The sequence below is a fragment of the Streptomyces sp. NPDC085946 genome (assembly GCF_044540485.1).
In the GTDB taxonomy this organism is placed as follows: domain Bacteria; phylum Actinomycetota; class Actinomycetes; order Streptomycetales; family Streptomycetaceae; genus Streptomyces.
The window spans coordinates 93,515-120,209 of the sequence record NZ_JBITSF010000003.1; the positions used below are offsets into that span (position 1 = coordinate 93,515).

The following is a 26,695-nucleotide window of genomic DNA, read 5'->3' on the forward strand; positions in this document are numbered from 1 at the left end:
CACGTATGCCCGCCCGCCGCGCACTGCCTCCCATCCGGACTTTAACCGTCGGTCCAGGAATTTCACCTGGTCAACCGGCCGCTGGAGGCGACCGGGTCGCGGACTGTAACCGCCGGTTCGGACTTTCACCGACCCCGGAGTGCGCTGCTACTGGTACACGGCCAGTTTGCCACGCCCGATCGACATCCATACGGGTGACTGATGTGGGCTGCCTCACAGAGCGTGCCGCGGTCCTCACCGAGCGAGGGCCGCTTCCGCAACGGCCGGGCGGGACGCGGGGGTTGCGGGGCCGAAGCGATTGGTCCATACCTATTGACGCTCTGGTCTAGTCCTCTTAGGGTCGGCCCGGTCCGGCACCGCCACAGCGTTCGACCTCCCTGCCGCACCCCACAGACGGCCCGGCGGCGGTGACGACGGCCCTTGCCCGCCGTCGGGCCTTCCAGCCGCCCCGGCGGCCGCGCTAGCGCTCCGGCGGCGCGAACAGCTCGTCCTGCGCGCGGTCGCGCGCGGTCAGCAGGGCGCCGCGCAGGACGGCGCCGCCGCCGAGGGCGCCGGGCCGCACCTCGGTGGGCAGCGGCGACATGCGGGCGACGCGTTCCCGCACCCGGGCGGCGAGCCGCTCCCCGCCCGCCTGCCCGACCTCGCCGCCCAGCACCACGCACCCGGGGTCCAGGACCGCGACCACCGAGGCGACGCCCACGGCGACGCGGTCGGCCAGGGCGTCGAGGAACCGGGAGGCCGCGCGGGCGCCGGGCGGGGCGGCGGACGGCGGCGCGGGGGAGGCGTCCGGCCCCGCCCCGGCGGACCCGGCCGACGGAACCGCCGAAGCCGCGCTCCCCGCCTCGTCTTCCGCGGCCGCCCGCACGAGCCCCGCCGCGGACGGCTCGCCCGCGTCCGCCGTCACCCCGTGCTCCCGGGCGAGCTCGGCGACCGCCGCCGGCCCCACCAGGGAGTGGAGGCCGCCCGCGCAGTCCGTCGCCGACGGCAGCGCGCCCGTGCCGGGCACCGGCAGGAAGCCGATCTCGCCCGTGCCGCCGGAGGCGCCGCGCCGCAGGGCCCCGTCGAGCACCACGGCCGCGCCGGTGCCGTGGCCCAGCCACAGCAGCACGAACGTGTCCCGGTCCCGGGCGGCGCCGTCCCGCTGCTCCGCCAGGGCCGCGAGGTTGGTCTCGTTCTCCACGCTGACCCGGGCCTCGGGCAGCCGCTCCTGGAGGGCGGCCACCAGGCGGCGGTGCCACTGGGGCAGCCCGCTGGAGACGCGCAGCTCGCCGGTGGCCGGGTCGATCAGGCCGGGCGCGCCGATGCCGACGGTGTGCAGCCGGTCGGCGCCCGCCTCCTTCACCACCCGCTCGACCAGGGCGACCGCCTGCTCGACGGCGGGGCCCGTCCCGCGGCCGCCGTCGATGGGCACGGCGGCCTCCCCCAGCACCCGGCCGACGAGGTCGGAGACGACCACGGCGACGCTCTGGGTGCGCACGTCCAGCGCGGCGAGGTGGGCGCGGTCGGCGACGATGCCGTAGAGCTTCGCGTTCGGGCCGCGGCGCTGCTCCCCGGACTCCCCCACCACGGCGATCAGGCCGGACGCGGTGAGGCGCTCGACGAGGTCGGCGACGGAGGGCCGGGACAGGCCGGTGAGCTGCTTGAGCTGCCCCGCCGTCAACGGGCCCTGCTGCACGAGCAGGCGCAGGGCGAGCCGGTCGTTGATGACCCGGGCGGTGCTCGGGGATGCGGGCATGCCGGGATCCTTCCAGATCGGCGGGGAGCGAGGGGCGCCCCGTCGTCCTCTATCTATCAGGCAGGGTTCCTGATAGTTTACGGCGGCGGTGCGCCGCGACGGAAGCGGAGTCCAGGAAGGGCGGGAGAATGAGCGCAGTGGTCCACGAGCAACGCCAGGTGAGGCGCGCCCGGTACGCCGTGGCGGCCGTCTTCGCCGTGCACGGTGCCGTCACCGGCTCGTTCGCGACCCGGGTGCCGTGGATCCAGGACCACGCGGGGGTGAGCGCGGGCCAGCTCGGTCTGGCGCTGGCCTTCCCCGCGCTCGGCGCCTCCGTCGCCATGCCGCTGGCGGGCAGCGTCAGCCACCGGTTCGGCGCCCGCACCGCGCTGCGCGGCCTGATGGCGCTGTGGACGCTCGCGCTCGTCCTGCCGTCCCTCTCCCCCAACCTGCTCACCCTCTGCCTGGCCCTGTTCGTCTACGGCGCCACGGCCGGGATGGCGGACGTGGCGATGAACGCGCTCGGCGTGGAGGTCGAGAACCGCCTCGGCCGGTCGATCATGTCCGGGCTGCACGGCATGTGGAGCGCGGGCGCCCTGATCGGCTCGGCGGCCGGCACCCTCGCCGCCCACCTGGGCGTGGACGCCCGGCTGCACCACGCGCTGGCCGCGGCCGTGCTCACGGTGCTCGGCACGGTCGCGTGCGCCTGGGTGCTCGACCTCCAGCCCGCCGAGGACGAGGACCCGCCGCCGCAGTTCGCGCTGCCGCCCCGCTCGGCGCTGCTCATCGGCGCGATCGGGTTCTGCGCGGTGTTCGCGGAGGGCGCGAGCCTGGACTGGTCGGCGGTCTACCTGCGCGACCGGCTGGAGGCGTCCGCCGGTCTGGCGGCGGCCTGCACCACCGCCTTCACCCTCACCATGGCCGTCGCCCGGATCGCCGGGGACAGGGTGGTGGACCGCTACGGGGCCGTGCGCACGGTCCGGGCGAGCGGTGTCCTCGCCGTCCTGGGCGGCGTGCTGATCGTCGTCGCGCCGCAGCCGGCCGTGGCGATGGGCGGGTTCGCGCTGATGGGGCTGGGCATCGCGGTGGTCGTGCCGCTGTGCTTCGCGGCGGCGGGCCGCAGCGGCTCCAACCCCAGTCTGGCCATCGCCGGGGTCGCGACCATCACCTACACCTCGGGGCTCGTCGCGCCGAGCGCGATCGGCCTGCTGGCCCAGGCGACCAGCCTGATGGTGTCGTTCGTGCTGGTGACGGTGCTGTCCTGCGGGGTGGCGGCGTTCGCGGGCGTGCTGCGCCCCGGCGAGCGCGAGCGGGCGAAGCTCAGCCGGCCGGACGCAGCAGTTCCCGGCCCACGGCCCTGAACGCCTCGCTCCAGGGCGCCGGGCGCAGCGTGTCGGCGTCCAGCCGGACCAGCACCCGGGTGCCCTGGGCGTAGGTGGTGGCGCCGTCCGCCGAGCAGAAGCGGAAGCCGTACGTCAGCCCGGTCGTGCCGAGGCGGTCCAGCCACAGGTGGACGGCGTACGCGCCCGGCCGGGTCACCGGCGCCTCGTAGCTGATCCGCAGTTCCCTGACCGCGTTGCAGGCGTCGCCGGCCGCCGCCCAGTCGCCCTCGAAGCGGAAGCCGTGCTCCTGCCACAGCGCGGTCCAGGCCCGCTCGACCATCAGCGGGTAGCGGGCGTTGTGCAGCAGCCCGAGCGCGTCCAGGTCGTCGAAGTGGACGGTGACGGGGATCAGCCGGCCGTACGACAGGGCGGGGGCGATCGGGGCTTCGGCGGTCACGGGCGGTACTCCTGGGACGTACGGACTGGGTGCCGCGTACATCGAAGCGCGGCGCGCCCATCCTAGGCCGATGGCCTGAGCGGACGCTCACGTGTGCGAAGCACGCCCCGGCTGCCCCGACAATGGTCCGGACGAGCTGCCCGCACGACGAAAGCGACACCCCATGGATCTCGGCGTCCGCTGGACACTGCACGGCGACGGACGCACCCCGGCCCCCGGCGCGGTGGTCCGCCCCGACGAACGGCTCTCGTGGCCCCGCACGGCCGGGCTCGGCGCCCAGCACGTGGTGGCCATGTTCGGGGCGTCGTTCGTCGCCCCGGTCCTGATGGGCCTGGACCCGAACCTCGCGATCATGATGTCGGGCGTCGCCACCGTCGTCTTCCTGCTCGCCACCCGCGGCCGGGTGCCCAGCTACCTGGGCTGCTCGCTGTCGTTCGTCGGGGTGGCGGCGGTGATCCGCGCCCAGGGCGGCACCAGCGCCACCGTGACCGGCGCGGTCCTCGTCGTCGGTGTCGCGCTGTTCCTCGTCGGGCTGGCCGTGCAGCGGTTCGGGGCGCGGATCATCCACGCCGCGATGCCGCCGGTCGTGACCGGCGCGGTGGTGATGCTGATCGGCTTCAACCTGGCGCCGGTGACCGCGTCGACGTACTGGCCGCAGGACCAGTGGACGGCCCTGCTGGTGATGCTGTTCACCGGTCTGGCGGTGGTCTGCCTGCGCGGTTTCTGGTCGCGGATCGCGATCTTCCTGGGACTGGTCTTCGGGTACGCCGTCTCCTGGGTCTTCGACCTGGCCTTCGGGAAGATCCACTCGGCGGACGGCAGCGGCAAGGTCACCGACCACTGGCGGCTGGACCTCTCCGCGGTCGGCCAGGCCGACTGGATCGGGCTGCCGACGCTGCACGGCCCGTCCTTCGAGTGGTCGGCGGTCCTGGTCGCGCTGCCGGTCGTCATCGCGCTGGTCGCCGAGAACGCCGGGCACGTCAAGGCGGTCGGCGAGATGACCGGCGACGACCTGGACGACAAGCTGGGCACGGCGATCTCGGCCGACGGCGTCGGCTCGGTGCTCTCCACGGCGGTCGGCGGCCCGCCCACCACCACGTACTCCGAGAACATCGGCGTGATGGCCGCGACCCGGGTCTACTCGACGGCCGCGTACTGGGCGGCCGCCGGTTTCGCGCTGCTGTTCGGCCTGTGCCCGAAGTTCGGCGCGGTCGTGGCCGCGATCCCCGGCGGGGTGCTCGGCGGCATCACCGTCATCCTGTACGGCATGATCGGCCTGCTCGGCGCGCAGATCTGGATCAACGCCGAGGTGGACCTGCGCAACCCGCTCAACCTGGTGCCGGCCGCGGCGGGCATCATCATCGGCGTCGGCAACGTCACCATGGAGTTCACCGACACCTTCTCGCTGAGCGGCATCGCGCTGGGCACCGTGGTCGTCATCACCGGCTACCACGCACTGCGCGCCTTCGCGCCCGCCCACCTCAAGACACAGGAGCCCCTGCTGGACGAGGGCACCAGCTCCTACGACGAGCCGGAGCGGCGCACGCGGCCGTGACGGCTCAGCGGGCCAGGTCGTAGGCGTACGACGGCGTGAAGGTGCCCGGCGCGCCCTTGCAGCCGTCCGACTCCCCGGGCAGCTTCACCCACAGGTAGCCGTCGATCCGGTCCTCGCCGGTGCTCAGGGTCGGGGTGCGGCCCAGGGCGCGGCCCGCCGGGTCGCACCACTCGCCGTCGGGCGGGGCGCCGTTGCCGTTGCGGCTGGTGTCGATCACCGCGCCGAGGCCCCGCGGTCCGCCGAGGGCGTCGAGGACCCGGCGGTCGTAGGCGATCTCGTCGTCGGTGGCGTGGAAGTTGGAGACGTTGCTGAAGACGCCGTCGGAGGAGTCGGCCGAGGCGGCGCCGGCCTGCCGCAGCAGCGCCGCCTGCTCGGCGGGCGGGTGCCAGCCGGAGTGGCCCGCGTCGAAGTAGACCCGCGCCCGGGGGTTGGCGTCCTTCAGGACCCGCCCGGCGCGGGCCAGCGAGGCGAAGCGCTCGGCCCGCGGGCCGGCGGGGAGGCACCCGGACTGCGCGACCGCGTCCGGCTCCAGGATCACCACCACCTCGCCGGAGCCGAGCCCCGCGGCGAACCGGTCGATCCAGGCGTCGTACGCCGCCAGGTCCGGCGCCCCGCCCTCGGAGTGCCCGCCGCAGTCGCGGTCCGGGATCGCGTACGGCACGACGACCGGGACCCGGCCCTGCGCGGCGGCGCCCGAGGTGACCGCGCGGACCCGGGAGGTGATGGTGCCGGGCGTGAAGTCGGCGAACCACACCGCGGCCGGCTGGTCGGCGATGCGGGACTCGATGACCGCCCGGCGCGGGTCGCCGGGGTTCGACCGAACCCAGTCGAGCACGTTGGAGTCGGGGTGCCGGTAGAGCCGGGTGGCGGTGGCGGGCCCGCGCCGCTCGCGCTGCCCCGTCGCGGTCCCGGCCGGCGCGGGCGGGGCGCTCGCCGTCCGCCGGGCCGGCGTGGCCGTGGGCGGGGCGGCGGACGCGGTGGCCGACGGGGACGCCGGCGGGGACGCCGACGGCACCGCGGGCAGCGGCGCCAGGCGCGGCGACGCGGTCACCTCGGGCCCGGCCCGGTCCGGGGCGCGCCCGTCGTCGTACGCGGACATCACGCCGGCCGCGGTGCCCACCGCGACCACCACCGACGCCGCGGCCACCATCACGCCGCGCCGGGCGGCGCGCCTGCGCTCGGCCCGGCGGGCGGCCAGCCGCCGGGCACGTTGGCCTGCCACGCTGTGTTCCCCCCTCGTCGGGTGGCCGCTCCCCCGCGGCGCACGCTCCCCCGCGGCGGGCCCGTTCCCCCTTTCCGGGGAAGCGCCGGACCCGCCGGTACGCGCCCCAGCCTAAAGCTGCGACTCTGCCCCCATGGCGCAATGCGAACAGATCAGCACCCTCGCCGACCCGGCGAGCACGCCCGTCGACGCCGTCGTCCGCCGGATGCGCGCCCTCGACGCGGCCCTGCCGGCCCGGGACGGGCTGGCGGTGTTCAACCGCGTCTACCTCACCGTCACCGAGGCGGTGGACCGGAGCGTCGACGCGGGTCGCTTCGCGGACGCGCGGGCGGCGATCACGCTGGACGTGCGGTTCGCCGAGCGCTACCTGGCCGCCGTCGACGCGGCGGCCGGCGGGGGGCGTCCGCCGGCCTGCTGGCGGCCGCTGGCGCAGCTCCGCCGCCATCCCGGCGTACGGCCGCTGCAGTTCGCGCTGGCGGGCATCAACGCGCACATCGGCCACGACCTCGCGCTCGCCGTCGTGGACACCTGTCGTACGGTCCACTGCGAACCGGCCGACGTGGAGGACGAGTTCGACCGCGTGGGCGATCTCCTCGTCGCGCTGGAGGAGCGTGTCCGCGAGGATCTGATGCCGGGCCCCGACCTCCTGCAGATCGCCGATCCGCTGACGCACCTGCTCGGCGCGTGGAGCCTGGAGCGGGCCCGGGACGCCGCCTGGACGGCGGCCCGCGCGCTGTGGGCGCTGCGCGGACTGCCGGAGGTGGCCGGGGAGTTCACCGAACGGCTGGACGCGGCGGTGGGCTTCGCCGGGCGCATGCTGCTCACCCCGCTGCCCTCCTGGAACGGCGACGGCCGCGCCCCGTGAGGGGGCGCGGCCGTGGCCGGGGCGTGGACCGGTCTCAGTCCTCGGGAAGTTCGACCGGGGCGATCTCGTCGTAGACGTCGCCCGGGCCCGGGTTGGACGCGTCGGTCCCGCCGCCGAAGTGGTGCATGACGCCCCAGACGGCGTTCAGCGCGGTCTGCACGGCGCCCTCGGCCCAGCCGGCCGTCCAGGAGATGTCGTCGCCGGCGAGGAAGATGCCGCGCTTGTCCTCGGGCAGCCGGTCCTGCATGAAGTGCGTGAACAGGCGCCGCTGGTAGCGGTAGTGGCCCGGCAGGTTGGCCTTGAACGCGCCCATGAAGTAGGGCTCGTTCTCCCAGGAGACGGTCACCGGGCTGCCGATGATGTGCTTGCGGATGTCGACCTTGGGATAGATCTCGCCGAGCGACTTCAGCATGACCTCCATCCGCTCGTTCGCGGACAGCGGCAGCCACTTCAGGCTGTCGTCGCACCAGGTGTAGGACAGGCAGATGACGGCGGGCTTGTCGGGGCCGTCGTCCAGCAGGTAGGTGCCGCGGGTCATGCGGTCGGTGAGCGTCATCGACATGACGTCCCGGCCGGTCTCCTCGTCCTTGTCCAGCCAGAACGGCCGGTCCACGGGCACGAAGAGCTTGGAGGACTCCATGTAGTGGGTGCGCTCGATCGCCGTCCAGTGGTCGATCGGGAAGAGCGAGTCGTCGCAGGCGATCTTGGACAGCAGCATCCAGGACTGGGCGGTGAAGATCGCCGCCTTGTAGGTGCGGATGTCGCCGTTCGCGTCCGTCACGGTGATCCGGTTGCCCGCGGTGCGGTGCAGCCGGGTCACGGCCGGGCGCGGCTCGCCGTCGACGTGCAGGGACTTCAGGGAGGTCCCGTACGGCCAGTGCACGATCTTCTCCGGCTCGCGCTCCCACAGGCGCAGCGGCAGCTGCTGGGAGCCGCCGACGATGCCGCGGTGGTGGTCGTCGGCCTCGGTGTAGACGACCCGCAGGATCTCCAGGATGGAGTTCGGGAAGTCGGTGTCCCAGCCGCCGGTGCCGAAGCCGACCTGGCCGAAGATCTCGCGGTGCCGGAAGGACTTGAACGCCTCGGAGTCGCAGAGGAAGCCGTAGAAGGTCTGGTTGTCGAGCTTCTCGACGAGCTTCGCCCAGATCTCGCGGATGCGCGGCACGTCCCGCTCGCGCATCGCGCGGTTCATGTCGGAGAAGTCGGCGCCCTCCTCCAGGCACTTGTTCCACGCCTCGGCGACGTCCCGGTAGACCTGGGGCAGGTCGTCGATGGTCTCGGCGTAGTGGCTCTCGCCCTTGAGGTCGACGACCGTCGAGGGCGTGGCCTCCGCGAGCGGGTTGGGGAACGGCCTGGTCTCCAGGCCGACCAGGTCGATGTAGTGCTGCAGCGCCGTGGAGGACGGCGGGAAGCGCATGGCGCCCATCTCGGCGGTGAGCGAGGGGTCGCAGCCCTCGAAGCCGACCGTGCGCAGCCGGCCGCCGATCCGGTCGGCCTCGTACACGACGGGCCTGAGGCCCATCTTCATCAGCTCGTACGCGGCGACGATGCCGGACAGACCGCCGCCGATGATCGCGACCTCGGTGCCGTGCTCGGTCGCGGGGACCTGGCCGAGACCGGCCGGGTGGGCGAGGAAGTCGTCGTACGCGTACGGGAAGTCCGGGCCGAACATGGTGATCGGCGGCTGCTGCTCGTCGGCGTGCTCGACGGCGTTGGGCACCGTGGACGTCATGGGGTACGGACTCCTTGCGCGGAATGCTTGCGGGGGAAGAGCGGGGAGGGTCAGACCAGGGACCCGTACAGGCCGGGGCGGCGGTCCCGCAGGTACGGGTTGGCCTCGCGGGACGCGGCGAGGAAGACGGGGTCGGCGTCGGCGAGGACGAGTTCCTCGGCGCGCCCGGCCCGGGTGCGCGCGACGCCGTCGGGCCCGGCCAGGGTCGACAGGCCGACGAACTCGAACTCGCCCTCCGCGCCGACCCGGTTGACGTACGCGACGTACATCTGGTTCTCGAAGGCCCGCACCGGCACCACGGACTCGGCGACGAACTGGAACGGGTGCATCTGCGCGGTCGGCACCAGCAGCAGGTCCGTGCCGGCCAGGGCGTGGGCGCGCACGTTCTCCGGGAACTCGACGTCGTAGCAGATCATCAGGCCGATCCGCAGACCGTCCAGCTCGGCCTGCACGACCTGCCGGTCGCCCGGCGTGAAGTGGTCGCGCTCGAAGCAGCCGAACAGGTGCGTCTTGCGGTAGTTGGCCAGGCGGGTGCCGTCGGCGGAGATCAGCTGGGCGGAGTTGTACACCGTTCCGCCGTCGCGCTCCGGGTAGCCGTAGGCGATCGCGATGCCGTGCCGTGCGGCGGTCTCGGCGACCGCGTCGGCGGCGTCGCCGTCGGCGGGCTCGGCGAGCCGGGCGATGTCGTCGCCGATCGCGTACCCGGTCAGGAACATCTCCGGAGCGGCGAGCAGCCCCGCGCCCGCGGCGGCGGCGCGGCCCGCGGCCTCGTCGAGGACCTTGAGGTTCTCGACGGTCGAGCCGGGCCGGCCGGAGCTCTGGAGCAGGGCGGTGCGCATGCGTGTTCCTCACCGGGACGCGGGGTTTCGGGGGTCAGATAGACGGTACGGTCGGCGGGCTCGGCCGGACAAGGAGGAGCCGTTGCGCACGGGTGAGCGGATCATTGCGTCCGCCGGGCCCTGCGCGGCGATTCGTTGCGCGCCGTCCGGCGGGCCCGCGCGGCGCCTGGCGGACGGACGGGGAGGGCCCCGGGAGGGACGCCGGGGACCCGGTCGCCGCCGCGGGAGCCGGAGCGGCACGCCAGGTCAGCGCGGCGCCGCGCGCCCACCGGTGTGCCGGCCGGCCCGCGCCCGCACGCCGAGCAGCAGCGCCGTCACCAGGTAGGGCACCGCACCCCACACGAACGCCGTGCCGTGGGTGCTCACCGAGCCGACGACGCCGTACGCGCCGTACACGACGACCGTCGCCAGGCCGGTGCCCAGGCCCGCCACCGAGGTGAGCGTCGCCCGGCCGGCCTCGTCGATGCGGTGCTGGAGGCGGGCGTCGGCCAGCACGGTGGCCAGCTGGAAGCCGCCGAAGGCGAGCGCCACGAGCGCCAGCCCGGCGGGGGTGCCGGTCGCGGCGCCCGCCGCCAGGGCCAGCGCCGAGCCCGCGAGCAGGGCCGCCGGTCCGCCCGCGGCCAGGCGCTCGCCCGGCCCGGCGAGCAGGCCGCCGGCCGTGGCGCCCGCCCAGACCAGCAGGAGCAGGTACGGCACGTGCTCGTCGCGCACGCCGGTCTCCCGCACCAGCAGCGGGGTGTACTCGTCGAGCGTGCCCCAGACGGCGGTCACCGCGGGGACGAGCAGCAGCGCGCCGCGCACGGAGCGGTCGTCGCGGACCCGGGCGAGGCCGCCCCGCAGGGTGGCGGTCCAGCCGTCGCCCCCGGCGCCCGGCGCGCGGTGCTCGGGGAACCGGGTCGCCGCCGCGGCGGCCAGCAGACAGGCCAGCACGCTCGCGGCGCCCACGGCCGGGTAGCCGCCGAGGTCCAGCACCGGCCCGGCGAGTCCCATCGCCGCCAGCACGCCGAGCAGACCCGCCGCCCGGGCCCGGCCCGTGACGCGGGCGTACCGGCCGGCCGCGCCGAGCCGGTCGAGTTCGTCGTAGACCAGCGCCTCCTGGGCGCCGGAGACGAGGGCCTCGCCCGCGCCCCACAGCACGAAGCCGAGCGCGAACGCCCCGTACGACGGGACGCACACCCACAGGGCGAAGGCGGCGGCGGTGAGCAGCGGGCCGAGCCCCAGCAGCAGGCGGCGGGAGACGGCGTCGGCCCAGGCACCGGAGGGCACCTCCAGCACCAGGCCGGTGACCGACCACAGCGCGAACAGGGTGGAGATCTGCCCGACCGACAGACCGGTGTCGGCGAACAGCAGCGCGTACACCGGGTACAGCAGGACGAGGTCGTGGAGGAACGCGTAGCCGTACAGCGTGGCCGTCAGCCGCCGGACACCGGTGGCCGGCACACGCGTGGGTGAGGATGTCATGAGGCCTTCCCGCAGGGACGGATCGGACGCCGGGGGTACGGCGTCCGAGGCGGCCCTCGGGACGAGGCACGGCTGCGGGATCAATGTCGCCAGGTCATGGCACCGATGCTAGACCGGGCGGGCGGCGCGGCGCCCGGGGATTACGTGGGCGACCCCGACGAGAAGCGCCGCAGCAGCGGCGACAGGACGAGCACGGACTTGGTCCGCTCCACGAACGGCTCCCCGGCGATCCGCTCCAGGACCCGTTCGAAGTGACGCATGTCGGAGGCGAAGACCTGGGCGACCGCGTCCGCGTCCCCGGTGACGGTGGACGCGGCCACGACCTCCTGGTAGCGCTCCAGGCCCCGCTGGATGGTCTCCGGGGAGGTGTTGCGCCGGCAGTAGATCTCGACGAACCCCTCGGTCTCCCAGCCGAGCGCCGCCGGGTCCACGCGGACGGTGAACCCGGTGATGGCCCCGGTGGCCCGCAGCCGGTCCACGCGCCGTTTCACGGCGGGCGCGGAGAGGCCGACGAGCTGGCCGATGTCCGCGTAGGAGCGGCGGGCGTCCTCGGCGAGGGCGTGCACGATGCGTTCGTCGAGATCGTTCAGCACGGTCGGGTGATCACTTCTCAGATGGTGCGAGTCGGGAGCGGCGGTAGCCGTACACGAAGTAGAACACGAGACCGGCGGCCATCCAGAACCCGAAGACCTGCCAGGTCACGGTGTCGAGGCTGAACATGTTGTAGGCGCAGAACAGGAAGCCGAGCACCGGCAGCACCGGTCCGAACGGCACCTTGAAGGTGCGCTCCAGCTCCGGCCGGCGGTAGCGCAGCACGACGACCGCGATGTTGACCAGGGCGAAGGCGAACAGCGTGCCGATGCTGGTGGCGTCGACGAGCTTGCCCAGCGGGATCAGCGCGGCGAGCACGCCGCAGAACAGGGAGACGATCACCGTGTTGAGGCGGGGCGCGCCGGTCTTCTCGTCGACCTTGCCGAGCGCCTTGGGCACCAGGCCGTCGCGGGACATCGCGAACAGGATGCGGGTCTGGCCGTAGAGCACGGTGAGGACCACGCTGGCGATGGAGATGACCGCGCCGAGCGCGAGCAGGGTGCCCCAGAAGCCCTGGCCGCTGACGTCGTTCATGATCGCGGCGAGGGAGGCGTCGGAGCCCTCGAACTTCGTCCAGTGCCAGGCGCCGACGGCGACGCCCGCGACGAGCACGTACAGCGCGGTCACGATGATCAGCGAGAGCATGATCGCGCGCGGCAGGTCCTTCTTCGGGTCCTTGGCCTCCTCACCGGCGGTGGAGGCGGCGTCGAAGCCGATGTAGGAGAAGAACAGCGTGGCGCCGGCCGCGCTGACCCCGGCCATGCCGAGCGGCATGAAGTCGGCGTAGTTGCCGGACCGGAAGCCGGTGAAGCCGACGGCGCAGAACAGCACCAGGGCGGCTATCTTCACGGCGACCATGATCGTGTTGGCGCGGGCGGACTCCCGGACGCCGCCGAGCAGGAACACCATCGCCAGCAGGACGACGATCAGGGCGGGCAGGTTGACGATGCCGCCCTCGCCGGGCGCCGACGACAGGGCCGCGGGGACGGTGACCCCGATCGTGCCGTCGAGCAGCTCGTTGAGGTACTCGCCCCAGCCGACGGCGACGGCGGCCACCGACACGCCGTACTCCAGCACCAGGCACCAGCCGCACACCCAGGCGACCAGCTCGCCCATCGTTGCGTACGCGTACGAGTAGGAGGAGCCGGCGACCGGGATGCTGCCCGCGAGTTCGGCGTACGACAGGGCCGAGAACAGGGCCGTGAGGCCGGCGATCACGAAGGCCAGGGTGACCGCGGGGCCGGCCTCCGGGACGGCGTCGCCGAGCACCACGAAGATGCCGGTGCCGAGGGTGGCCCCGATGCTGATCATGGTCAGCTGCCACAGCCCGAGCGAGCGCCGCAGGGACCCGCCCTCGCCCTGGCCGCCCTCCGCGACCAGGCGTTCCACGGGCTTGCGCCGCATGAGACGCGCGGCGAGGCCGGCGGCTGCCGGGCTTGTCTGACTGCTGTCCTGCGGGGGTGCGCCTTGGTCGAGCACGCGCGGCTCCTTCATCGCTGCCGGTCGGTGTCGGCGGGGACCGGCGGCGATCCGGCGCACAGCCGGGACCCACCGAGCGGGGTCCTCGCCACGCCACGTACAGCGCAGAACCCTACGAGCGGGGCGTTGCCCCCGTAATGCAGCAACCTTGCGCGTCTCCGCAAGATCGTTGCGTTCCTCGCGGCACGGCGGGTGTTCGTTGCGCGAGGGCTTTCGACCGTTGCGCGGGGGCCTGATCAGGCCGGTTCCCGGACGAGGAAGGCGCATGCCGCGACGGCCCCGTGCGTGCGTCCGGCGGGGTCCTCGTGGGACCGGCGGGGTCCTCGTGGGACCGGCGGTCGAGGCGGGCGGCGAACGGGCGGTATCCGGGCCGCGCGTGCGGCCGGGCCGCCCGCGGGTTGTCCGCCGCCACGCGAGGCCGGCGGCCGTGCGGCCGCGGGCCAGGTCCTCCGCCCGGCGGATCAGGGCGCTGCCGATGCCGCGCGAGCGCGGCCTCGCGGGCCGGACGGCGAGGGCGTTGGTCTCGGGGCGGGCGGGGAGCCGGGCCTCGCGGGCCGCGCGGCCGCCCCGGTGGGCCTCGGCGTGGCCGACGGGCCGCGCGTCCCGCCGGGCGACAGGGCACGCGCTCCGCCCGGCCTCCTGGCAGGCGAACCGGCGAGCGGGGAGCCGGGGCCGTGCCGGAGCCGGGGAAGCGGCCGGGCAGCGCCACGTCGGCGGCCCGGCAGACGGTGGTCACCGTGTCCGGCGACGGCGGCGCGCGGACACGGCGACGGCCCCCGGTTTTCGCCGGGGGCCGTACGCGAGAGGGGCGGGATCAGGTCCAGCTGGCGTGCAGCGGCTTGCCCTCCGCGTAGCCGGCGGCGCTCTGGATGCCGACGACGGCCTTCTCGGCGAACTCCTCCAGGGAGGCCGCACCGGCGTAGGTGCACGAGGAGCGGACGCCCGCGATGATCGAGTCGATCAGGTCCTCGACGCCCGGGCGGGCCGGGTCGAGGAACATCCGGGAGGTGGAGATGCCCTCCTCGAACAGGGCCTTGCGGGCCCGGTCGTACGCCGACTCCTCCGAGGTGCGGTTGCGCACCGCACGCGCGGACGCCATGCCGAAGGACTCCTTGTACGGCCGCCCCTGGGCGTCGTGCTGGAGGTCGCCCGGGGACTCGTAGGTCCCGGCGAACCAGGAGCCGATCATCACGTTGGAGGCGCCGGCCGCGAGGGCCATCGCCACGTCACGGGGGTGGCGGACCCCGCCGTCGGCCCACACGTGCTTGCCGTACTTCTTCGCCTCGGCGGCGCACTCCAGGACGGCGGAGAACTGCGGCCGGCCGACGCCGGTCATCATGCGGGTGGTGCACATGGCGCCGGGGCCGACGCCGACCTTGACGATGTCGGCGCCCGCCTCGATCAGGTCGCGCACGCCCGCCGCGGCGACCACGTTGCCCGCGACGAGGGGCACCTGCGGGTCGAGGTCGCGCACCAGCTTCAGGGCGCTGAGCATCGACTCCTGGTGGCCGTGCGCGGTGTCGATGACGAGCGTGTCGACGCCGGCCTCCAGCAGCTGCTGGGCCTTGCCGGCGACGTCGCCGTTGATGCCGACGGCCGCGGCGATGCGCAGCCGCCCCCGGGCGTCGGTGGCCGGCGTGTACAGCGTGGCGCGCAGCGCGCCCTTGCGGGTCAGGATGCCGGCGAGCGTGCCGTCCTGGTGGACCGCGGGCGCGTAGCGGCGGTTGGCGTGGTCCAGGGTGTGGAAGGCCTGGCGCGGGTCCATGTCCGCGTCGATGAGCAGCAGGTCGCGGGACATGACCTCCAGCAGCTGCGTGAAGCGGTCCACGCCGGACAGGTCGGAGTCGGTGACCACGCCGACCGGCCGCTGGTTCTCGTCGACGACGACACCGGCGTTGTGCGCGCGCTTGGGCAGCAGGGAGAGGGCGTCGGCGACGGTCTGGTGGGGGGCCAGCACGATCGGGGTGTCGAGCACCAGGTGGCGGCTCTTGACCCAGGAGACGACGTCCTTGACGACCTCGATCGGGATGTCCTGCGGGATGACCACGAGGCCGCCGCGGCGGGCCACCGTCTCAGCCATGCGGCGCCCGGCGATGGCGGTCATGTTGGCGACGACGAGCGGGATGGTGGTGCCCGTGCCGTCCGGCGAGCCGAGGTCCACGCCCTGACGCGAACCGACCGCGGAGCGGCTCGGCACCATGAAGACGTCGTCGTACGTCAGGTCGTAGGCAGGCTGGATGTCATTGAGGAAACGCACGTGCTGCACATCCCAGTCGATCAGAGGTGGCCCCCGGACAGGTCAGCCAGGGGGAAAGAGCACGTACTTCATTCTCCCATGCCGGGGGACCGCATGACCCCCAGCGGATCATCCAGGCTGGTCAGGGGCCTGTTCGGAGGAACCTCCAAGAGCGGTTTCCCCGGGGCCGAGGGTGACGAAGAGCCCCGGGCCGCGGTCGGTCGCCTCGGCGAACACCTCCTCCGCGACCTGCCACTCGTCGGGCCGCGCCTCGGCGTACGCCCGCCAGCCCCGGACGACGACCAGCAGTCCCCGGTCCTCGGACCCCTCGGGCCAGAAGGCGGGGTCGGAGAGGCAGTCGGCCAGGGCGTCCCAGTTGCGGCCGAACCACTCGGGCAGGGCCAGGGTCCGGGCGCAGCGGTCCATCAGGCCCGCCCGGTCCGTGACCCCGCCGAGGTCCAGGGTGACCACGATCCGGCCCGCCGGGTCGCCGGTCACCCCGTCCGTTCCCCTGACCATCCGTCAGATCCCGTCCGGGTCGGCCCGGTTGAGCGCCGGCCTGGGCGCCGGCCCCGCCGTCATCAGGTAGTCCGCGGCCGAGGTGTCCGTCACCAGGCTGGTGACGAGCCCGGAGCGCAGCACCGCGTCGATCGCGGGGCCCTTGCGCTGTCCGCCGGCGATCGCGACGACCTCCGGGATGCGGCGCAGCTGGTCGGCCTTGACCGTGATGCAGCGCTCCCCCAGGTCCCGGCCGACCCGGCGGCCCTCGGCGTCGAAGAGGTGCGCGGACATCTCGGCGGCGACACCGAGGGAGGCGTAGTGCGCGCGCTCCTCGTCGCTGAGCATGTCGTGCACCGTCGAGATGCCCGGCTCCCACGAGCCGATGGAGACGCAGGCGACCGTGACCTTGTCGAAGTACTCGAAGGCCCGGGCGATGCCCGTCTGGTGGCGCAGCGCCGCCGCGGTGGCCTCGTCGGGCAGCAGCATCGGCGCGTAGATGGGGTGGGCGTCGCCGCCCGACACCTGGGCGGCGCGGCGCACGGCCTCCACCGAGCCGCGCTCGGCGGTCCCGGCGTCGTACACGCCGGTCAGCTGCACCACCGTGCACGGCGGCAGCTTGTCCAGCGCCGCCGCCATGTGGATGGTGGAGCGGCCCCAGGCCAGGCCCAGCACGTCGCCCTCGTTGACCAGTTCGCCGAGCAGGTCGGCGGCCACCTCTCCCAGGTTCTCGGGGTCGGGTGTCTCCTCGGCCTCGGCCGGGGACTCCACCACGACGGCGTGCCTGAGGCCGTAGCGGGCGCGCAGCGCGTCGGAGCGCTCGGCGTCCAGCTCGGCCGGGACACGGATCTCGATGCGCACGAGGTCCCGTTCGAGGGCGGTCTCCAGGACCCGGGCCACCTTGAAGCGGCTGACGCCGAACTCCTCGGCGATCTGGATCTTGGACTTGCCCTCGAGGTAGAAGCGGCGGGCCATGGCCGCCGCCTGGACCAGCTCAGCGGGTCCCATCCGCATGGCTGACCGGCCCGCCGACATACCCGACACGGCGATCTCCTCACTACTGTTCACACTCTGGATTCGCCGTTCATCCTCGCAGATCCGGCGCCGTCGATCAGCCCTGATGGGAGCCGTTCACGTTCTGGTGGCTCAGTGGTCGCACGCCCAGGAGGCCCGGGCCGTCGCGGCGTCCGCCTGGGTGCGCAGTGCACGGACCGCCTCGGCCGGGTCGGAGGCGCCGTAGACGGCGGATCCGGCCACGAAGACGTCGGCTCCGGCCTCGGCGCACCGCTCGATGGTGGAGGCCGAGACTCCGCCGTCGACCTGGAGCCACAGCTCCAGACCGTGCTTGCTGATCAGCTCGCGGGTGCGGCGGATCTTCGGGAGCATGATGTCGAGGAAGGCCTGTCCCCCGAAGCCCGGTTCGACCGTCATGACCAGCAGCATGTCGAGCTCGGGGAGCAGGTCCTCGTACGGCTCGATGGGAGTGGCGGGCTTCAGCGCCATCGAGGCGCGGGCGCCCTTGGCGCGGATCTCCCGGGCGAGCCGGACCGGCGCGGCGGCGGCCTCCACGTGGAAGGTGACCGAACCGGCCCCCGCTTCCACGTACTGGGGCGCCCACCGGTCGGGGGCCTCGATCATCAGGTGGCAGTCCAGCGGGGTGTCCGTCGCACGGGCCAGCGACTCCACGACCGGCACGCCGAGCGTGAGGTTGGGGACGAAATGGTTGTCCATCACGTCGACGTGGAGCCAGTCGGCTCCCTCGACCGCCTTGGCCTCGTCCGCGAGGCGGGCGAAGTCGGCGGACAGGATGCTGGGGTTGATCTGCGCGGCCATGCCCCAAGCGTATGCGCTGCGCCGGGCTTGAGCGGTAGGGGGCCGGAGGTTGTCCGTTCGCTGCGGCTGCGGGCCGTACGTGGCTGGTCGCGCAGTTCCCCGCGCCCTTTCAGGGCGTCGGTGCGGAGGTCCTCAGGAGGGGGGACGCGGTGTCGGTCGTCTCGTCTGCGGGCGGCGGGGCAGGGGGTGGCGGCGGTGCTGTGGCTGGTGGTGCCGTTCCCCGCGGTGCCGTGCGCGCGGAAGCCGACCGGCGCGCAGGACAGCGACGCGGCGTCCCGGCCGCCGGGTCGGCGGAGTCCGCCCAAGTCCTGGAGATATCCGGGGACTTCCGGCCCGGGCGGATCCCGGCGGCCGTCGTCCGCGCCCGGGACGGCGGTCCGGCGGAGCGGGGCCGGGCGCGGACCGCCGGGGACGTGGCGGAGCCCGGGCGGCTGCGCGACCACGGGGTCCGCGGCGCGGAGATCCGGGGCCCGGTCGTCGACCGGCCGGCCGGTCCGCGCGCGGCGCGGGTGTTCGCGCCGGTCACGAGGGACGAGCGGGGCCGGGAGCGGATCGCGCCCGCGGTCGACGCCGTCCGGGGCGACGTGGGCGGGGGCGCCGACGGGCCGGCCGTGCACGTCACGGGGCCGGGCGGCACCTCCGCGGACTTCGCGGAGGGCTCCGAGGGCATTCGGCTCCACGCCGCTGTTCTCCGCGACGGCCGTCGTGGTGGTGATGCCGCTGCTCCCCCACCGCAGTACGACCCTGCTGCCGGTCCCGCCGGTGGCGGTGGTTCCGCGCGCCGTTCGCCGCCCGGGCCCTGATCCACCTGCCGGCCGGGCGCGGGGCCCGACGGTCGACGGCCGGAGCGCGGGCGTCCTCACGGTCCTCGTCTTCGGCGCGGGCACGGACCACGCCCTGCTGCCGGTCGCCCGCCACCGGAGGAGCCGCGCCGCCCCGGGGACCGGCACGAGGCGACGGCCCCGGCGCCGCACCGCGCGGGCCCGGCCGTGCTCGCCTCCGGCGCCGCCGTCGTCCTGGGCATGCTGGTGCCGCCGGCCGCCGAGAGGGACTCCGCCCGCGGCCTCGGCCCGGTCGCCGCGGCCGGCTTCGCGGTGGCCCCGGGCGTCCCGCTGGACACCCTCGCCGTCCGCCCGGTCCTGGTCACGGCCCTTGTTCCCGGACGTCGGCCCGAAGGTGCGGTGACCGCCCGGCCGGCCTGCGGTGACCGCACCGGCCGGCCCGCGGGGACGGCGGCGCGAAGGCGCCGGAAACGGTCGTGCGCGGGGGCCGCCCGGGCCCCCGCCGCCCCCCCGGGGGGGGGGGGCCCGGGGGCGCCCCCCCCCCGGGGGGGGGGGCGCCCCCCCCCGGGGCCCCCGCCGCCCGGGGGGCCCCCCCCCGCCCGCCCGGGGGGGCGGGCGGCGCGCCGGCGCCGCACCGGGGGGGCCGGGGCCCCGGCGGGCCCCGCGGCCGACCGCGAGGGGCGAGGCGCCGAGGGGCAACGCGCGCCGGGGGACGGTCCGCGCCGGGATCAGCCGGTCCCGCGGACAACCGCAAGGAGCTAGGCGCCAAGGGGCGAGGCGCGCCGGGGGACGGTCCGCCCCGGGATCAGCCGGTCCGGCGGATGAGCGCCAGGTACATCGCGTCGGTCCCGTGCAGGTGCGGCCACAGCTGGACGTCGGGTCCCTCGCCCAGGTCCGGTACGCCGGGCAGCAGCGGCCGGGCGTCGATCAGCTCGGTCTCCGGGACCTGCTTGAGGAGGTCGGCGACGACCGCCCGGGTCTCGGCGAGGTGCGGCGAGCAGGTGGCGTAGCCGACGACCCCGCCGACCCGCACCGACTCCAGCGCGGTGCGCAGCAGCCCGCGCTGCAGCGGCGCGAACCCGTCCAGGTCCTCCGGCCGGCGCCGCCAGCGCGCCTCGGGGCGCCGCCGCAGGGCCCCGAGCCCGGTGCACGGCACGTCCACCAGTACCCGGTCGAAGCTGCCGGGCCGCCACGCCGGCCGCGTCCCGTCGGCGGTGATCACCTGATAGGGCCCCGGGTTGCCGTCCAGCGCCTTGGCCACCAGACCGGCCCGGTGCGGCTGCTTCTCGGAGGCGAGCAGCACGGCGCCCCGCCCGGCCGCGAGCGCGCCGAGCAGCGCCGCCTTCCCGCCGGGTCCGGCGCACCCGTCCAGCCAGCGCCGGTCGGGTCCCTCCAGGGGCGCGTTGGCGAGCGCCAGGGCGACGAGCTGACTGCCCTCGTCCTGCACGCCCGCCCGGCCTTCCCGGACGGCCGTGATGCCGCCCGGCTCGCCGCCCTCGGCCAGCCGCACGGCGTACGGCGACCAGCGGCCCGGCACGGCGGCGTCCTCGGCGAGCAGTTCGTCGGTCGTGGCCCGGCCGGGCCGGGCGACCAGGGTCACCTCGGGGCGCTCGTTGTCGGCGCGCAGCAGCTCCTCGATGCCGGCGCGCCCGCCGCCGAGGGAGTCCCACAGCGCGGAGACGATCCAGCGGGGGTGCGAGTGGACGACGGCGAGGTGGTCCTCGGGGTCGTCGTCGTAGGGCGGGGCGACCCGCTCCAGCCACCCGTCGAGATCGTCCTGCGCGACCTTGCGCAGCACGGCGTTGACGAACTTGGCGCGCCCGTCGCCGAGCACGACCCGGGCCAGCTCGACGGTGGCGGACACCGCGGCGTGCGTCGGGATCCGCGTCCCGAGCAGCTGGTGCGCCCCGAGGCTCAGCACGTCGAGCACGGGCGGGTCGACCTCGCCGAGCGGCCGGTCGACACAGGCGGCGACGACCGCGTCGTACGTCCCCTGGTGCCGGAGCGTCCCGTACACCAGCTCGGTCGCGAGCGCCGCGTCCCGGGCGTCGAAGTCGCCCTTATCCCGCGCCTTGCGCAGCAGCGGCGGCAGGACGAGGTTGGCGTACGCGTCCCGCTCGTCCACGGCCCGCAGGGCCTCGAACGCGAGGATCCGCACGGGGTCCTTCTGGGGCCGGCGGTAGGGCTTGCGGGGACGACGGGGCTGGTCGCTCACGAAAAAGGTGCTCCGGGTGTGAGGTGAGATGCGCTGTCCAGCCTACGCCGTCGCCCCCGGGGCCCGGCCGGGGAGGCCGGTCCCCCGGACATCCCCCGCCGGTGCCCGTCCGCGGGGCGTCAGTCCCCCAGACGCTCCCCGTCGGCCACCCGGACACCGCGCGCCCAGTCCGCCGCCCTCATCGGCTTCTTGCCCTGCGCCTGCACCCAGAGCAGCTCGACGGCGTACGAACCGGTGCCGACGTACACGTTGTTCTTGCCGACGTGCGGCTGCCCGGGGGTGAGGTCCGTGCGCTCGGGCACGGGCGCGACCTGGATCAGCTTGAGCCGCTCCCCGCGGAAGGTCGTCCAAGCGCCGGGGGCCGGGGTGCAGCCGCGCACCACCCGGTCGACGCGCAGGGCCGGGGCGTTCCAGTCGACGCGGGCGTCCTCGACGTTGACCTTCGGCGCGAGGCTGATGCCCTCCGCGGGCTGCGGCACGGCCTTCAGGGTGCCGTCCTCGATCCCGTCCATGGTCGCCGCGAGCAGCCCGGCGCCGGCGAAGGCGAGCCGGGTCAGCAGGTCGCCGCTGGTGTCGGTGGGCCGGATCTCCTCGGTCACCGTCCCGTAGACCGGCCCGGAGTCGAGCCCTTCCTCGATCAGGAAGGTGGACGCCCCCGTGATCTCGTCCCCGGCCATGATGGCGTGCTGCACGGGCGCGGCCCCGCGCCAGGCGGGCAGCAGCGAGAAGTGCAGGTTGACCCAGCCGTGGGCGGGGACGTCGAGGGCGACCCTGGGCAGCAGCGCCCCGTAGGCGACGACCGGGCAGCAGTCAGGACCGATCTCCCGCAGCCGCTCCAGGAACTCCGGGTCCTTCGGCCTGACGGGCTTCAGCACCTCGATCCCGGCCTCCTCCGCCCGCTCGGCGACGGGCGACGCGACCAGCCGGCGCCCGCGCCCGGCCGGCGCGTCGGGCCGCGTGACGACGGCGGCCACCTCGTGCCGCCCGGAGGCGAGCAGAGCGTCCAGAGCGGGAACGGCGACCTCGGGGGTACCGGCGAAGACCAGCTTCATGGGGTGGTTCGGGCCTCTCGGGCGGGGGTTGAGGACGGGCAACGCCCAAGTCTAGGACGCGGCAAAGCCGCCGGCGGCGCTCGAGCCCCGCCGGGTCCCGGCTTCCCGGCCGACCGGGTCCCGGCTTCCCGGTCGGCCGGTACGCGCGGTGCGCGGGCGGAGGACAGAACGGAAGACAGAACGGGAGACAGAATCGGCGGAGCCGAAGACGGGCCGACCGCGCACCCCACCCCGCACAGGCGCACGCATATGCCTCCGCGCCCCCACACCGTGACCCGCGGAGCGAATCCGCGTTGGTCAAGAAAGAGTTGACAACAACGGGCCGCGATCGCGGCCCATCTCCTTTCAACGCCGGTTCGAGAGGCTTGTTCATGGCCGACCACGCAACCCACGACGCCCAGGCTCGGGCCAGCCTGCACTTGCTGGTGCGGGACATCGAGCGGGTCCGCCGGCAGGTGGACGCACTGCGCACGCTCACCGCCCAGCTGGGGAACGTCTACCGCCCGCGCCGCTCCGGCCCTTCCACGGGCTTCGTCGTCTACGGACGCGCCCCCGCCCCCACGGTGCGTCTCGCCCAGGAACTGCGGGACAGTGTCGAGACCCTGGTCACGGCCGCCGTGGACTTCGACCGCTCACTCGGCTTCTCGTGGGACGCGGTGGGCTCCGCCCTCGGGGTGACCAAGCAGGCGGTCCACCGCCGTTACGGCGCCCGCCGGGCCGCGGCCCAGACTGCCCCCGCCGAGCCCGAGCGCACGCCGGAGCCGTCGGGCACCCGCACGGTCAACGTGGGCGCCGGCCTCCCCGCCGTGCCGACGGTCCCCGCGGCCCGCTCCATGCCGACCCAGCCGACGGCCGGCAGCCCGGCCCTGCGCGACGAGGTCCGCCCGACGGCCTTCCCCAGCCAGCTCAACGGCTGACCCGACGCCCCCGCTCCCCCGCCCTGCCCTCCCGGACACCTGCCGGGAGGGCAGCCGCATGCCGGGCCGCACGAGGCCGCAGACCGCAGACCGCAGACCGCAGACCGCAGACCGCAAGGCTCTGCAGGAACACCGGAGCAAGGCCGCACCAGGGCACCGACAGTTCCCGACACCCGGCACCCGGCACCATCGCCGCACAGGACACGGAACGCAAGCACGGGACGTGAGCACGGGGACGCAGACACGAGGACGCAGACACGGTGACGCAGGCACAGAACGACTCACCCGATGTCAGGCGGATCGATCCGCACCCACACCCCTTCTCCCCCACGGGCCATCCGCGCCGCCTGCGCGGCCTTCAACGCCCCGGCCAGCGCCGCCCCCCGCCCCGGCGGCACTCGGACCAGCGCCCGCTCCCAGTGCTCCCCGGGCGGCGGCGCCCCCGCCCGCCGGGACCGGCCCGGTGCCGTCACCGGCAGGGGCACGGGCCCCAGCACCTCGGCCTCGCCGGGCAGCTCCACCGCGCGGAGGAACTCGGCGACGGCCTGCGCCGGACCCGACACGGCCGCCATCCGCGACACCGGGGGGAAGCCCAGCTCGGCCCGCTCGCCGAGCTCCCGCACGGCATGGCCGACGGGATCCCACCGCACCAGCGCCTGCACCGGCCGGAGCGTCGGCTCGGCCACCACGACCACGGTGCCCCCGGCCCCCTGCGGCCGCACCAGCGCGCCGGCCGCGATCCACCGCCGCAGCGCGTCCTCCCCGGCCCGCAGGTCGGGCCGCCCGAGCATGGCCCACCCGTCCAGCAGCAGCGCCGCCGCGTACCCGCCCTCGGCCACCGGCTCGGCGCCCGGGGTGCTCACGACGAGCGCCGGGGCGCTCGGCACGGTGTCGAGCACATGCTCACGGCCCGAGGTCCGCACCGGAACGGCGGGGAAGGCCCGCCCCAGTTCCTCGGCGGTCCGGCGCGCCCCCACGATCTGGGCCCGCAGCCGGAAGCCGCCGCACTCCTGGCAGTGCCAGGCGCCCTCCTCCCGGTTGCACCAGCCGCACCGCAGCACGGCACCGGTGTCCTGCGCCTCCAGCGGCCCCGAGCAGTGCCGGCAGCGGGCGGGCACCCGGCAGGTGGCGCACGCCATCCGCGGCACGTACCCGCGCCGGGGCACCTGCACCAGGACCGGCCCGTGTTTCAGTCCCTCCCTGACCGCCTGCCAGGCCAGGGTCGGCAGCCGGGCGGCCCGGGCGGCCTCGTCCCGGGCGAGATCGCCGTCCCCCACGGTCCGCACGAGCGGAGCGCTGCGGCGGACCTCGTCCCGTCCGGCGACCAGCGGCCGCGCCCATCCGCTCTCCACGAGCTGCGCGGCCTCCACCGTGCAGCTCCAACCCCCCAGCAGGAAGGCGCACTTGTCCTGCGCGGCACGCAGGAGCAGCACCTCGCGCGCGTGCGGCTGCGGCGCGTGCTGCTCGCTGTGGCTGTCGTCCCCGTCGTCCCAGATGGCCACCAGGCCGAGGTCCCGCACCGGCGCGAACATGGCGGCCCGCGTCCCGATCACGGCCCGTACGGACCCCCGGTTCACCGCCAGCCACTGCGCGTACCGCTTCTCGGGGCCGGCGTCCGCGGTGAGCACCGCGTGCCGCCCCTCCCCCAGCAGCGCGGTCAGTGCGGTGTCGACCCGGGCGACGGCCCGTCCGTCGGGGAGGACGACGAGCGCGCCGCGCCCCGAGGCCAGCGTCGCCGCGACGGCCCGGGCCAGTTCCTCGCTCCACCCGGGCCCCGGCAGCGCGTTCCACACGGCCCGCGGCACGCCGCCCGCGGCCAGGGACTCCAGGAAGGCCGCGCCCCGCTCGTACCGGGCCCAGGAGCCCGTCCCGGGCGCCGGGGGCGGGGGCAGCGGGGCCGGTGAGGGCCGCTGTTCGGCGCGGGCGTTGCGCGGCGGCACGGCGAGCTGGAGCACGTCGGCGAGGCTGCCCGCGTAGCGGTCGGCGACGGCGCGCGCCAGTCCCAGCAGTTCCTCGCTCAGCACGCGCTCGGGCGACACGACCTGGGCCAGCGCGGCCAGCGGCCCCGTGTAGTCGGACTCGGCACGGCGCTCGATCAGGAACCCGTCGATCAGGCCGCCGCCCTCGCGCCGCCCTTCGCGCACCCGGTGCCGACCGGCCCCGAAGCGCACCCGCACGCGCACGCCGGGCTGCGCGTCGGCAGCCAGCTCCTGGGGCACGGCGTAGTCGAAGTACCGGTCGAGGTGCAGCACGCCCTTGTCGACGAGCACCCGGGCGACGGGCAGCTCCGCGGCGAGCGCGGCGCCCCGCCACGTCCGCGGTTTGGCCTTCGGCGCCTTCGCCGTGCGCACGCTCTCGCGGATGAGCGCGAGCTGCTCGGGCGGCGCGCCCTCCGCGCCGCCGTCCGGCTGTCCGTTCTCGCTGCTCACGCCTGCATTCTTACCAAACGCCACTGACAATCGGCGGTGTCCGGGACCGGCGAGCGGATGTCCGCGCCGCCGCCGGACGCACCGGAGGCCCGGCTCCCCGAAGGGTGCCGGGCCTCGTCGTGCGGTGTCTCGCCGTCCCGCGCGCCTCGCTCGGCGCGCGAGGTTGTTACAGCCCCGCGGCCGCGCGCAGCGCGTCCACGCGGTCCGTGCGCTCCCAGGTGAAGTCGGGCAGCTCGCGGCCGAAGTGGCCGTACGCCGCGGTCTGGGCGTAGATCGGGCGGAGCAGGTCGAGGTCGCGGATGATGGCGGCCGGACGCAGGTCGAAGACCTCGTCGATGGCCTTCTCGATCCGCTCGGTCTCGATCTGGTGGGTGCCGAAGGTCTCCACGAACAGACCGACCGGCTCGGCCTTGCCGATCGCGTACGCCACCTGCACCTCGCAGCGCGAGGCCAGGCCGGCGGCCACGACGTTCTTGGCGACCCAGCGCATCGCGTACGCGGCCGAGCGGTCCACCTTGGACGGGTCCTTGCCGGAGAAGGCACCGCCGCCGTGGCGGGCCATGCCGCCGTAGGTGTCGATGATGATCTTGCGGCCGGTCAGGCCGGCGTCGCCCATCGGGCCGCCGATCTCGAAGCGGCCGGTGGGGTTGACCAGCAGGCGGTAGTTCTCGGTGTCCAGCTTGATGCCCTCGTCCAGCAGGGCCTTCAGCTCCGGCTCCACCACGAACTCCTTGATGTCGGGAGCCAGGAGGGAGTCGAGGTCGATGTCGGAGGCGTGCTGGGAGGAGACCACGACCGTGTCGAGGCGGACGGCCTTGTCGCCGTCGTACTCGATGGTGACCTGCGTCTTGCCGTCCGGGCGCAGGTAGGGGATCGTGCCGTTCTTGCGCACGTCCGACAGGCGCTTGGACAGGCGGTGCGCCAGGAAGATCGGCAGCGGCATCAGCGTCGGGGTCTCGTCCGTCGCGTAGCCGAACATCAGGCCCTGGTCACCGGCGCCCTGCCGGTCCAGCTCGTCGTCGTCGCCCTCGACCCGGGCCTCGTACGCCGCGTCCACGCCCTGGGCGATGTCGGGCGACTGCGCGCCGATCGACACGGACACGCCGCAGGAGGCGCCGTCGAAACCCTTCTTGGAGGAGTCGTAGCCGATCTCGAGGATCTTGCTGCGGACCAGCGTCGCGATGTCCGCGTACGTCTTGGTCGTGACCTCGCCGGCCACGTGCACCAGGCCGGTCGTGATCAGGGTCTCGACGGCGACCCGGGAGGTCGGGTCCTCGCGCAGCAGCGCGTCGAGAATGGTGTCGCTGATCTGGTCAGCGATCTTGTCGGGGTGACCCTCGGTCACGGACTCCGAGGTGAACAGGCGACGGGACACAACGCTCCCTGGGGTTGCAGCGGCTGCTGGCTGATCATTGGCGGACGGCGGGGGCTGCACCCGACGCCGTCCGTGGAACAGTTTATCGGTCGCGCTTCGGCCGCGGGCCCCTGTCTCGCCT

The 26,695-nt window shown here is 74.9% G+C and carries 21 protein-coding genes, 2 pseudogenes and 1 riboswitch; of the genes and pseudogenes, 6 read left to right on the plus strand and 17 right to left on the minus strand.

Annotated elements, in window-relative coordinates:
• Window positions 1–16: 16 nt before the first annotated feature.
• Window positions 17–147: riboswitch (FMN riboswitch) on the minus strand.
• Window positions 148–460: 313 nt separating this feature from the next.
• On the minus strand, window positions 461–1,735 hold the full coding sequence (locus tag ACIF8T_RS08305) for an ROK family transcriptional regulator (protein ID WP_400032499.1): 1,275 nt from the start codon (window positions 1,733–1,735) through the stop codon (window positions 461–463).
• 128 nt (window positions 1,736–1,863) lie between these two features.
• On the opposite strand from ACIF8T_RS08305, the gene ACIF8T_RS08310 reads away from it, so the two are divergent.
• Complete coding sequence (locus ACIF8T_RS08310) at window positions 1,864–3,075, plus strand: MFS transporter (protein WP_400032501.1); 1,212 nt, start codon at window positions 1,864–1,866, stop codon at window positions 3,073–3,075.
• On the opposite strand, the gene ACIF8T_RS08315 is transcribed toward ACIF8T_RS08310, so the two are convergent.
• Entirely contained in the window at window positions 3,035–3,493 is a 459-nt protein-coding gene (locus ACIF8T_RS08315) for an acyl-CoA thioesterase (RefSeq protein WP_400032503.1), read from the minus strand. The genes ACIF8T_RS08310 and ACIF8T_RS08315 overlap by 41 nt on opposite strands.
• Window positions 3,494–3,656: 163 nt before the next feature.
• On the opposite strand from ACIF8T_RS08315, the gene ACIF8T_RS08320 reads away from it, so the two are divergent.
• A complete protein-coding gene (locus ACIF8T_RS08320; RefSeq protein WP_400032505.1) occupies window positions 3,657–5,048 on the plus strand; it encodes a uracil-xanthine permease family protein in 1,392 nt (463 codons plus the stop codon).
• 4 nt (window positions 5,049–5,052) lie between these two features.
• On the opposite strand, the gene ACIF8T_RS08325 is transcribed toward ACIF8T_RS08320, so the two are convergent.
• Window positions 5,053–6,198: a glycoside hydrolase family 6 protein gene (locus ACIF8T_RS08325; RefSeq protein WP_400033087.1), complete on the minus strand. Its 1,146-nt coding sequence runs from the start codon at window positions 6,196–6,198 to the stop codon at window positions 5,053–5,055.
• A gap of 205 nt (window positions 6,199–6,403) precedes the next feature.
• Here ACIF8T_RS08325 and ACIF8T_RS08330 point away from each other — a divergent pair, with 205 nt between their 5' ends.
• Complete coding sequence (locus ACIF8T_RS08330) at window positions 6,404–7,135, plus strand: DUF5995 family protein (RefSeq protein ID WP_400032507.1); 732 nt, start codon at window positions 6,404–6,406, stop codon at window positions 7,133–7,135.
• Between the two features lie 34 nt (window positions 7,136–7,169).
• On the opposite strand, the gene ACIF8T_RS08335 is transcribed toward ACIF8T_RS08330, so the two are convergent.
• The 10 genes and pseudogenes from ACIF8T_RS08335 to rpe form a co-directional block, all read right to left on the minus strand.
• Window positions 7,170–8,867, minus strand: a complete 1,698-nt coding sequence (locus ACIF8T_RS08335) for a flavin monoamine oxidase family protein (RefSeq protein WP_400032509.1) — start codon at window positions 8,865–8,867, stop codon at window positions 7,170–7,172.
• 50 nt (window positions 8,868–8,917) lie between these two features.
• Entirely contained in the window at window positions 8,918–9,706 is a 789-nt protein-coding gene (locus ACIF8T_RS08340) for a carbon-nitrogen hydrolase family protein (protein ID WP_400032511.1), read from the minus strand.
• Window positions 9,707–9,952: 246 nt separating this feature from the next.
• On the minus strand, window positions 9,953–11,167 hold the full coding sequence (locus ACIF8T_RS08345; RefSeq protein ID WP_400032513.1) for an MFS transporter: 1,215 nt from the start codon (window positions 11,165–11,167) through the stop codon (window positions 9,953–9,955).
• Between the two features lie 140 nt (window positions 11,168–11,307).
• Window positions 11,308–11,760: an Lrp/AsnC family transcriptional regulator gene (locus ACIF8T_RS08350; RefSeq protein WP_093551890.1), complete on the minus strand. Its 453-nt coding sequence runs from the start codon at window positions 11,758–11,760 to the stop codon at window positions 11,308–11,310.
• Between the two features lie 10 nt (window positions 11,761–11,770).
• Window positions 11,771–13,237, minus strand: coding sequence for an amino acid permease (locus tag ACIF8T_RS08355; RefSeq protein WP_400032515.1), 1,467 nt, complete (start codon window positions 13,235–13,237; stop codon window positions 11,771–11,773).
• Window positions 13,238–13,675: 438 nt separating this feature from the next.
• Window positions 13,676–13,882: pseudogene (locus ACIF8T_RS08360) on the minus strand (GNAT family N-acetyltransferase); the annotation flags it as partial.
• Between the two features lie 169 nt (window positions 13,883–14,051).
• The gene (locus tag ACIF8T_RS08365) at window positions 14,052–15,494 is read right to left on the minus strand and encodes a GuaB1 family IMP dehydrogenase-related protein (protein WP_400032517.1); all 1,443 of its coding nucleotides are present in this window, start codon (window positions 15,492–15,494) and stop codon (window positions 14,052–14,054) included.
• A gap of 108 nt (window positions 15,495–15,602) precedes the next feature.
• Complete coding sequence (locus ACIF8T_RS08370) at window positions 15,603–15,992, minus strand: barstar family protein (RefSeq protein ID WP_400032519.1); 390 nt, start codon at window positions 15,990–15,992, stop codon at window positions 15,603–15,605.
• A gap of 3 nt (window positions 15,993–15,995) precedes the next feature.
• Window positions 15,996–17,039 carry a sugar-binding transcriptional regulator gene (locus ACIF8T_RS08375; protein WP_400032521.1) on the minus strand — a complete coding sequence of 348 codons (1,044 nt, stop codon included), beginning with the start codon at window positions 17,037–17,039 and terminating at the stop codon, window positions 15,996–15,998.
• A 78-nt stretch (window positions 17,040–17,117) separates the two neighbouring features.
• Complete coding sequence (gene rpe, locus ACIF8T_RS08380) at window positions 17,118–17,804, minus strand: ribulose-phosphate 3-epimerase (RefSeq protein ID WP_400032523.1); 687 nt, start codon at window positions 17,802–17,804, stop codon at window positions 17,118–17,120.
• Between the two features lie 230 nt (window positions 17,805–18,034).
• Between rpe and ACIF8T_RS08385 the strand changes: the two genes are divergently transcribed.
• Together ACIF8T_RS08385 and ACIF8T_RS08390 are read left to right on the plus strand one after the other, a co-directional pair.
• Window positions 18,035–18,607: a hypothetical protein gene (locus ACIF8T_RS08385; RefSeq protein ID WP_400032525.1), complete on the plus strand. Its 573-nt coding sequence runs from the start codon at window positions 18,035–18,037 to the stop codon at window positions 18,605–18,607.
• A gap of 180 nt (window positions 18,608–18,787) precedes the next feature.
• Window positions 18,788–19,348: pseudogene (locus tag ACIF8T_RS08390) on the plus strand (hypothetical protein); the annotation flags it as partial.
• Between the two features lie 43 nt (window positions 19,349–19,391).
• Here ACIF8T_RS08390 and ACIF8T_RS08395 read toward each other — a convergent pair.
• Window positions 19,392–20,801 (minus strand): RsmB/NOP family class I SAM-dependent RNA methyltransferase, encoded by a 1,410-nt coding sequence (locus ACIF8T_RS08395; protein ID WP_400032527.1) that lies wholly within the window; start codon window positions 20,799–20,801, stop codon window positions 19,392–19,394.
• A 119-nt stretch (window positions 20,802–20,920) separates the two neighbouring features.
• The gene (fmt, locus tag ACIF8T_RS08400) at window positions 20,921–21,853 is read right to left on the minus strand and encodes a methionyl-tRNA formyltransferase (protein ID WP_400032529.1); all 933 of its coding nucleotides are present in this window, start codon (window positions 21,851–21,853) and stop codon (window positions 20,921–20,923) included.
• A gap of 371 nt (window positions 21,854–22,224) precedes the next feature.
• Between fmt and ACIF8T_RS08405 the strand changes: the two genes are divergently transcribed.
• Window positions 22,225–22,770 (plus strand): hypothetical protein, encoded by a 546-nt coding sequence (locus ACIF8T_RS08405; RefSeq protein ID WP_400032531.1) that lies wholly within the window; start codon window positions 22,225–22,227, stop codon window positions 22,768–22,770.
• A gap of 281 nt (window positions 22,771–23,051) precedes the next feature.
• On the opposite strand, the gene ACIF8T_RS08410 is transcribed toward ACIF8T_RS08405, so the two are convergent.
• Both ACIF8T_RS08410 and metK read right to left on the minus strand, forming a co-directional pair.
• Entirely contained in the window at window positions 23,052–25,199 is a 2,148-nt protein-coding gene (locus tag ACIF8T_RS08410) for a primosomal protein N' (protein ID WP_400032533.1), read from the minus strand.
• A 166-nt stretch (window positions 25,200–25,365) separates the two neighbouring features.
• Window positions 25,366–26,574 (minus strand): methionine adenosyltransferase, encoded by a 1,209-nt coding sequence (gene metK / locus ACIF8T_RS08415; protein WP_400032535.1) that lies wholly within the window; start codon window positions 26,572–26,574, stop codon window positions 25,366–25,368.
• Window positions 26,575–26,695 lie beyond the last annotated feature (121 nt).

Excerpts from the sequence above, each read along its gene's own strand:
- ACIF8T_RS08305 (WP_400032499.1), bottom strand. The coding sequence starts at position 1,735 with ATGCCCGCATCCCCGAGCACCGCCCGGGTCATCAACGACCGGCTCGCC.
- ACIF8T_RS08310 (WP_400032501.1), top strand. The coding sequence starts at position 1,864 with ATGAGCGCAGTGGTCCACGAGCAACGCCAGGTGAGGCGCGCCCGGTAC.
- ACIF8T_RS08320 (WP_400032505.1), top strand. The coding sequence starts at position 3,657 with ATGGATCTCGGCGTCCGCTGGACACTGCACGGCGACGGACGCACCCCG.
- ACIF8T_RS08325 (WP_400033087.1), bottom strand. The coding sequence starts at position 6,198 with ATGGTGGCCGCGGCGTCGGTGGTGGTCGCGGTGGGCACCGCGGCCGGC.
- ACIF8T_RS08330 (WP_400032507.1), top strand. The coding sequence starts at position 6,404 with ATGGCGCAATGCGAACAGATCAGCACCCTCGCCGACCCGGCGAGCACG.
- ACIF8T_RS08335 (WP_400032509.1), bottom strand. The coding sequence starts at position 8,867 with ATGACGTCCACGGTGCCCAACGCCGTCGAGCACGCCGACGAGCAGCAG.
- ACIF8T_RS08340 (WP_400032511.1), bottom strand. The coding sequence starts at position 9,706 with ATGCGCACCGCCCTGCTCCAGAGCTCCGGCCGGCCCGGCTCGACCGTC.
- ACIF8T_RS08345 (WP_400032513.1), bottom strand. The coding sequence starts at position 11,167 with ATGACATCCTCACCCACGCGTGTGCCGGCCACCGGTGTCCGGCGGCTG.
- ACIF8T_RS08370 (WP_400032519.1), bottom strand. The coding sequence starts at position 15,992 with ATGGTCAGGGGAACGGACGGGGTGACCGGCGACCCGGCGGGCCGGATC.
- rpe (WP_400032523.1), bottom strand. The coding sequence starts at position 17,804 with ATGGCCGCGCAGATCAACCCCAGCATCCTGTCCGCCGACTTCGCCCGC.
- fmt (WP_400032529.1), bottom strand. The coding sequence starts at position 21,853 with ATGAAGCTGGTCTTCGCCGGTACCCCCGAGGTCGCCGTTCCCGCTCTG.
- ACIF8T_RS08405 (WP_400032531.1), top strand. The coding sequence starts at position 22,225 with ATGGCCGACCACGCAACCCACGACGCCCAGGCTCGGGCCAGCCTGCAC.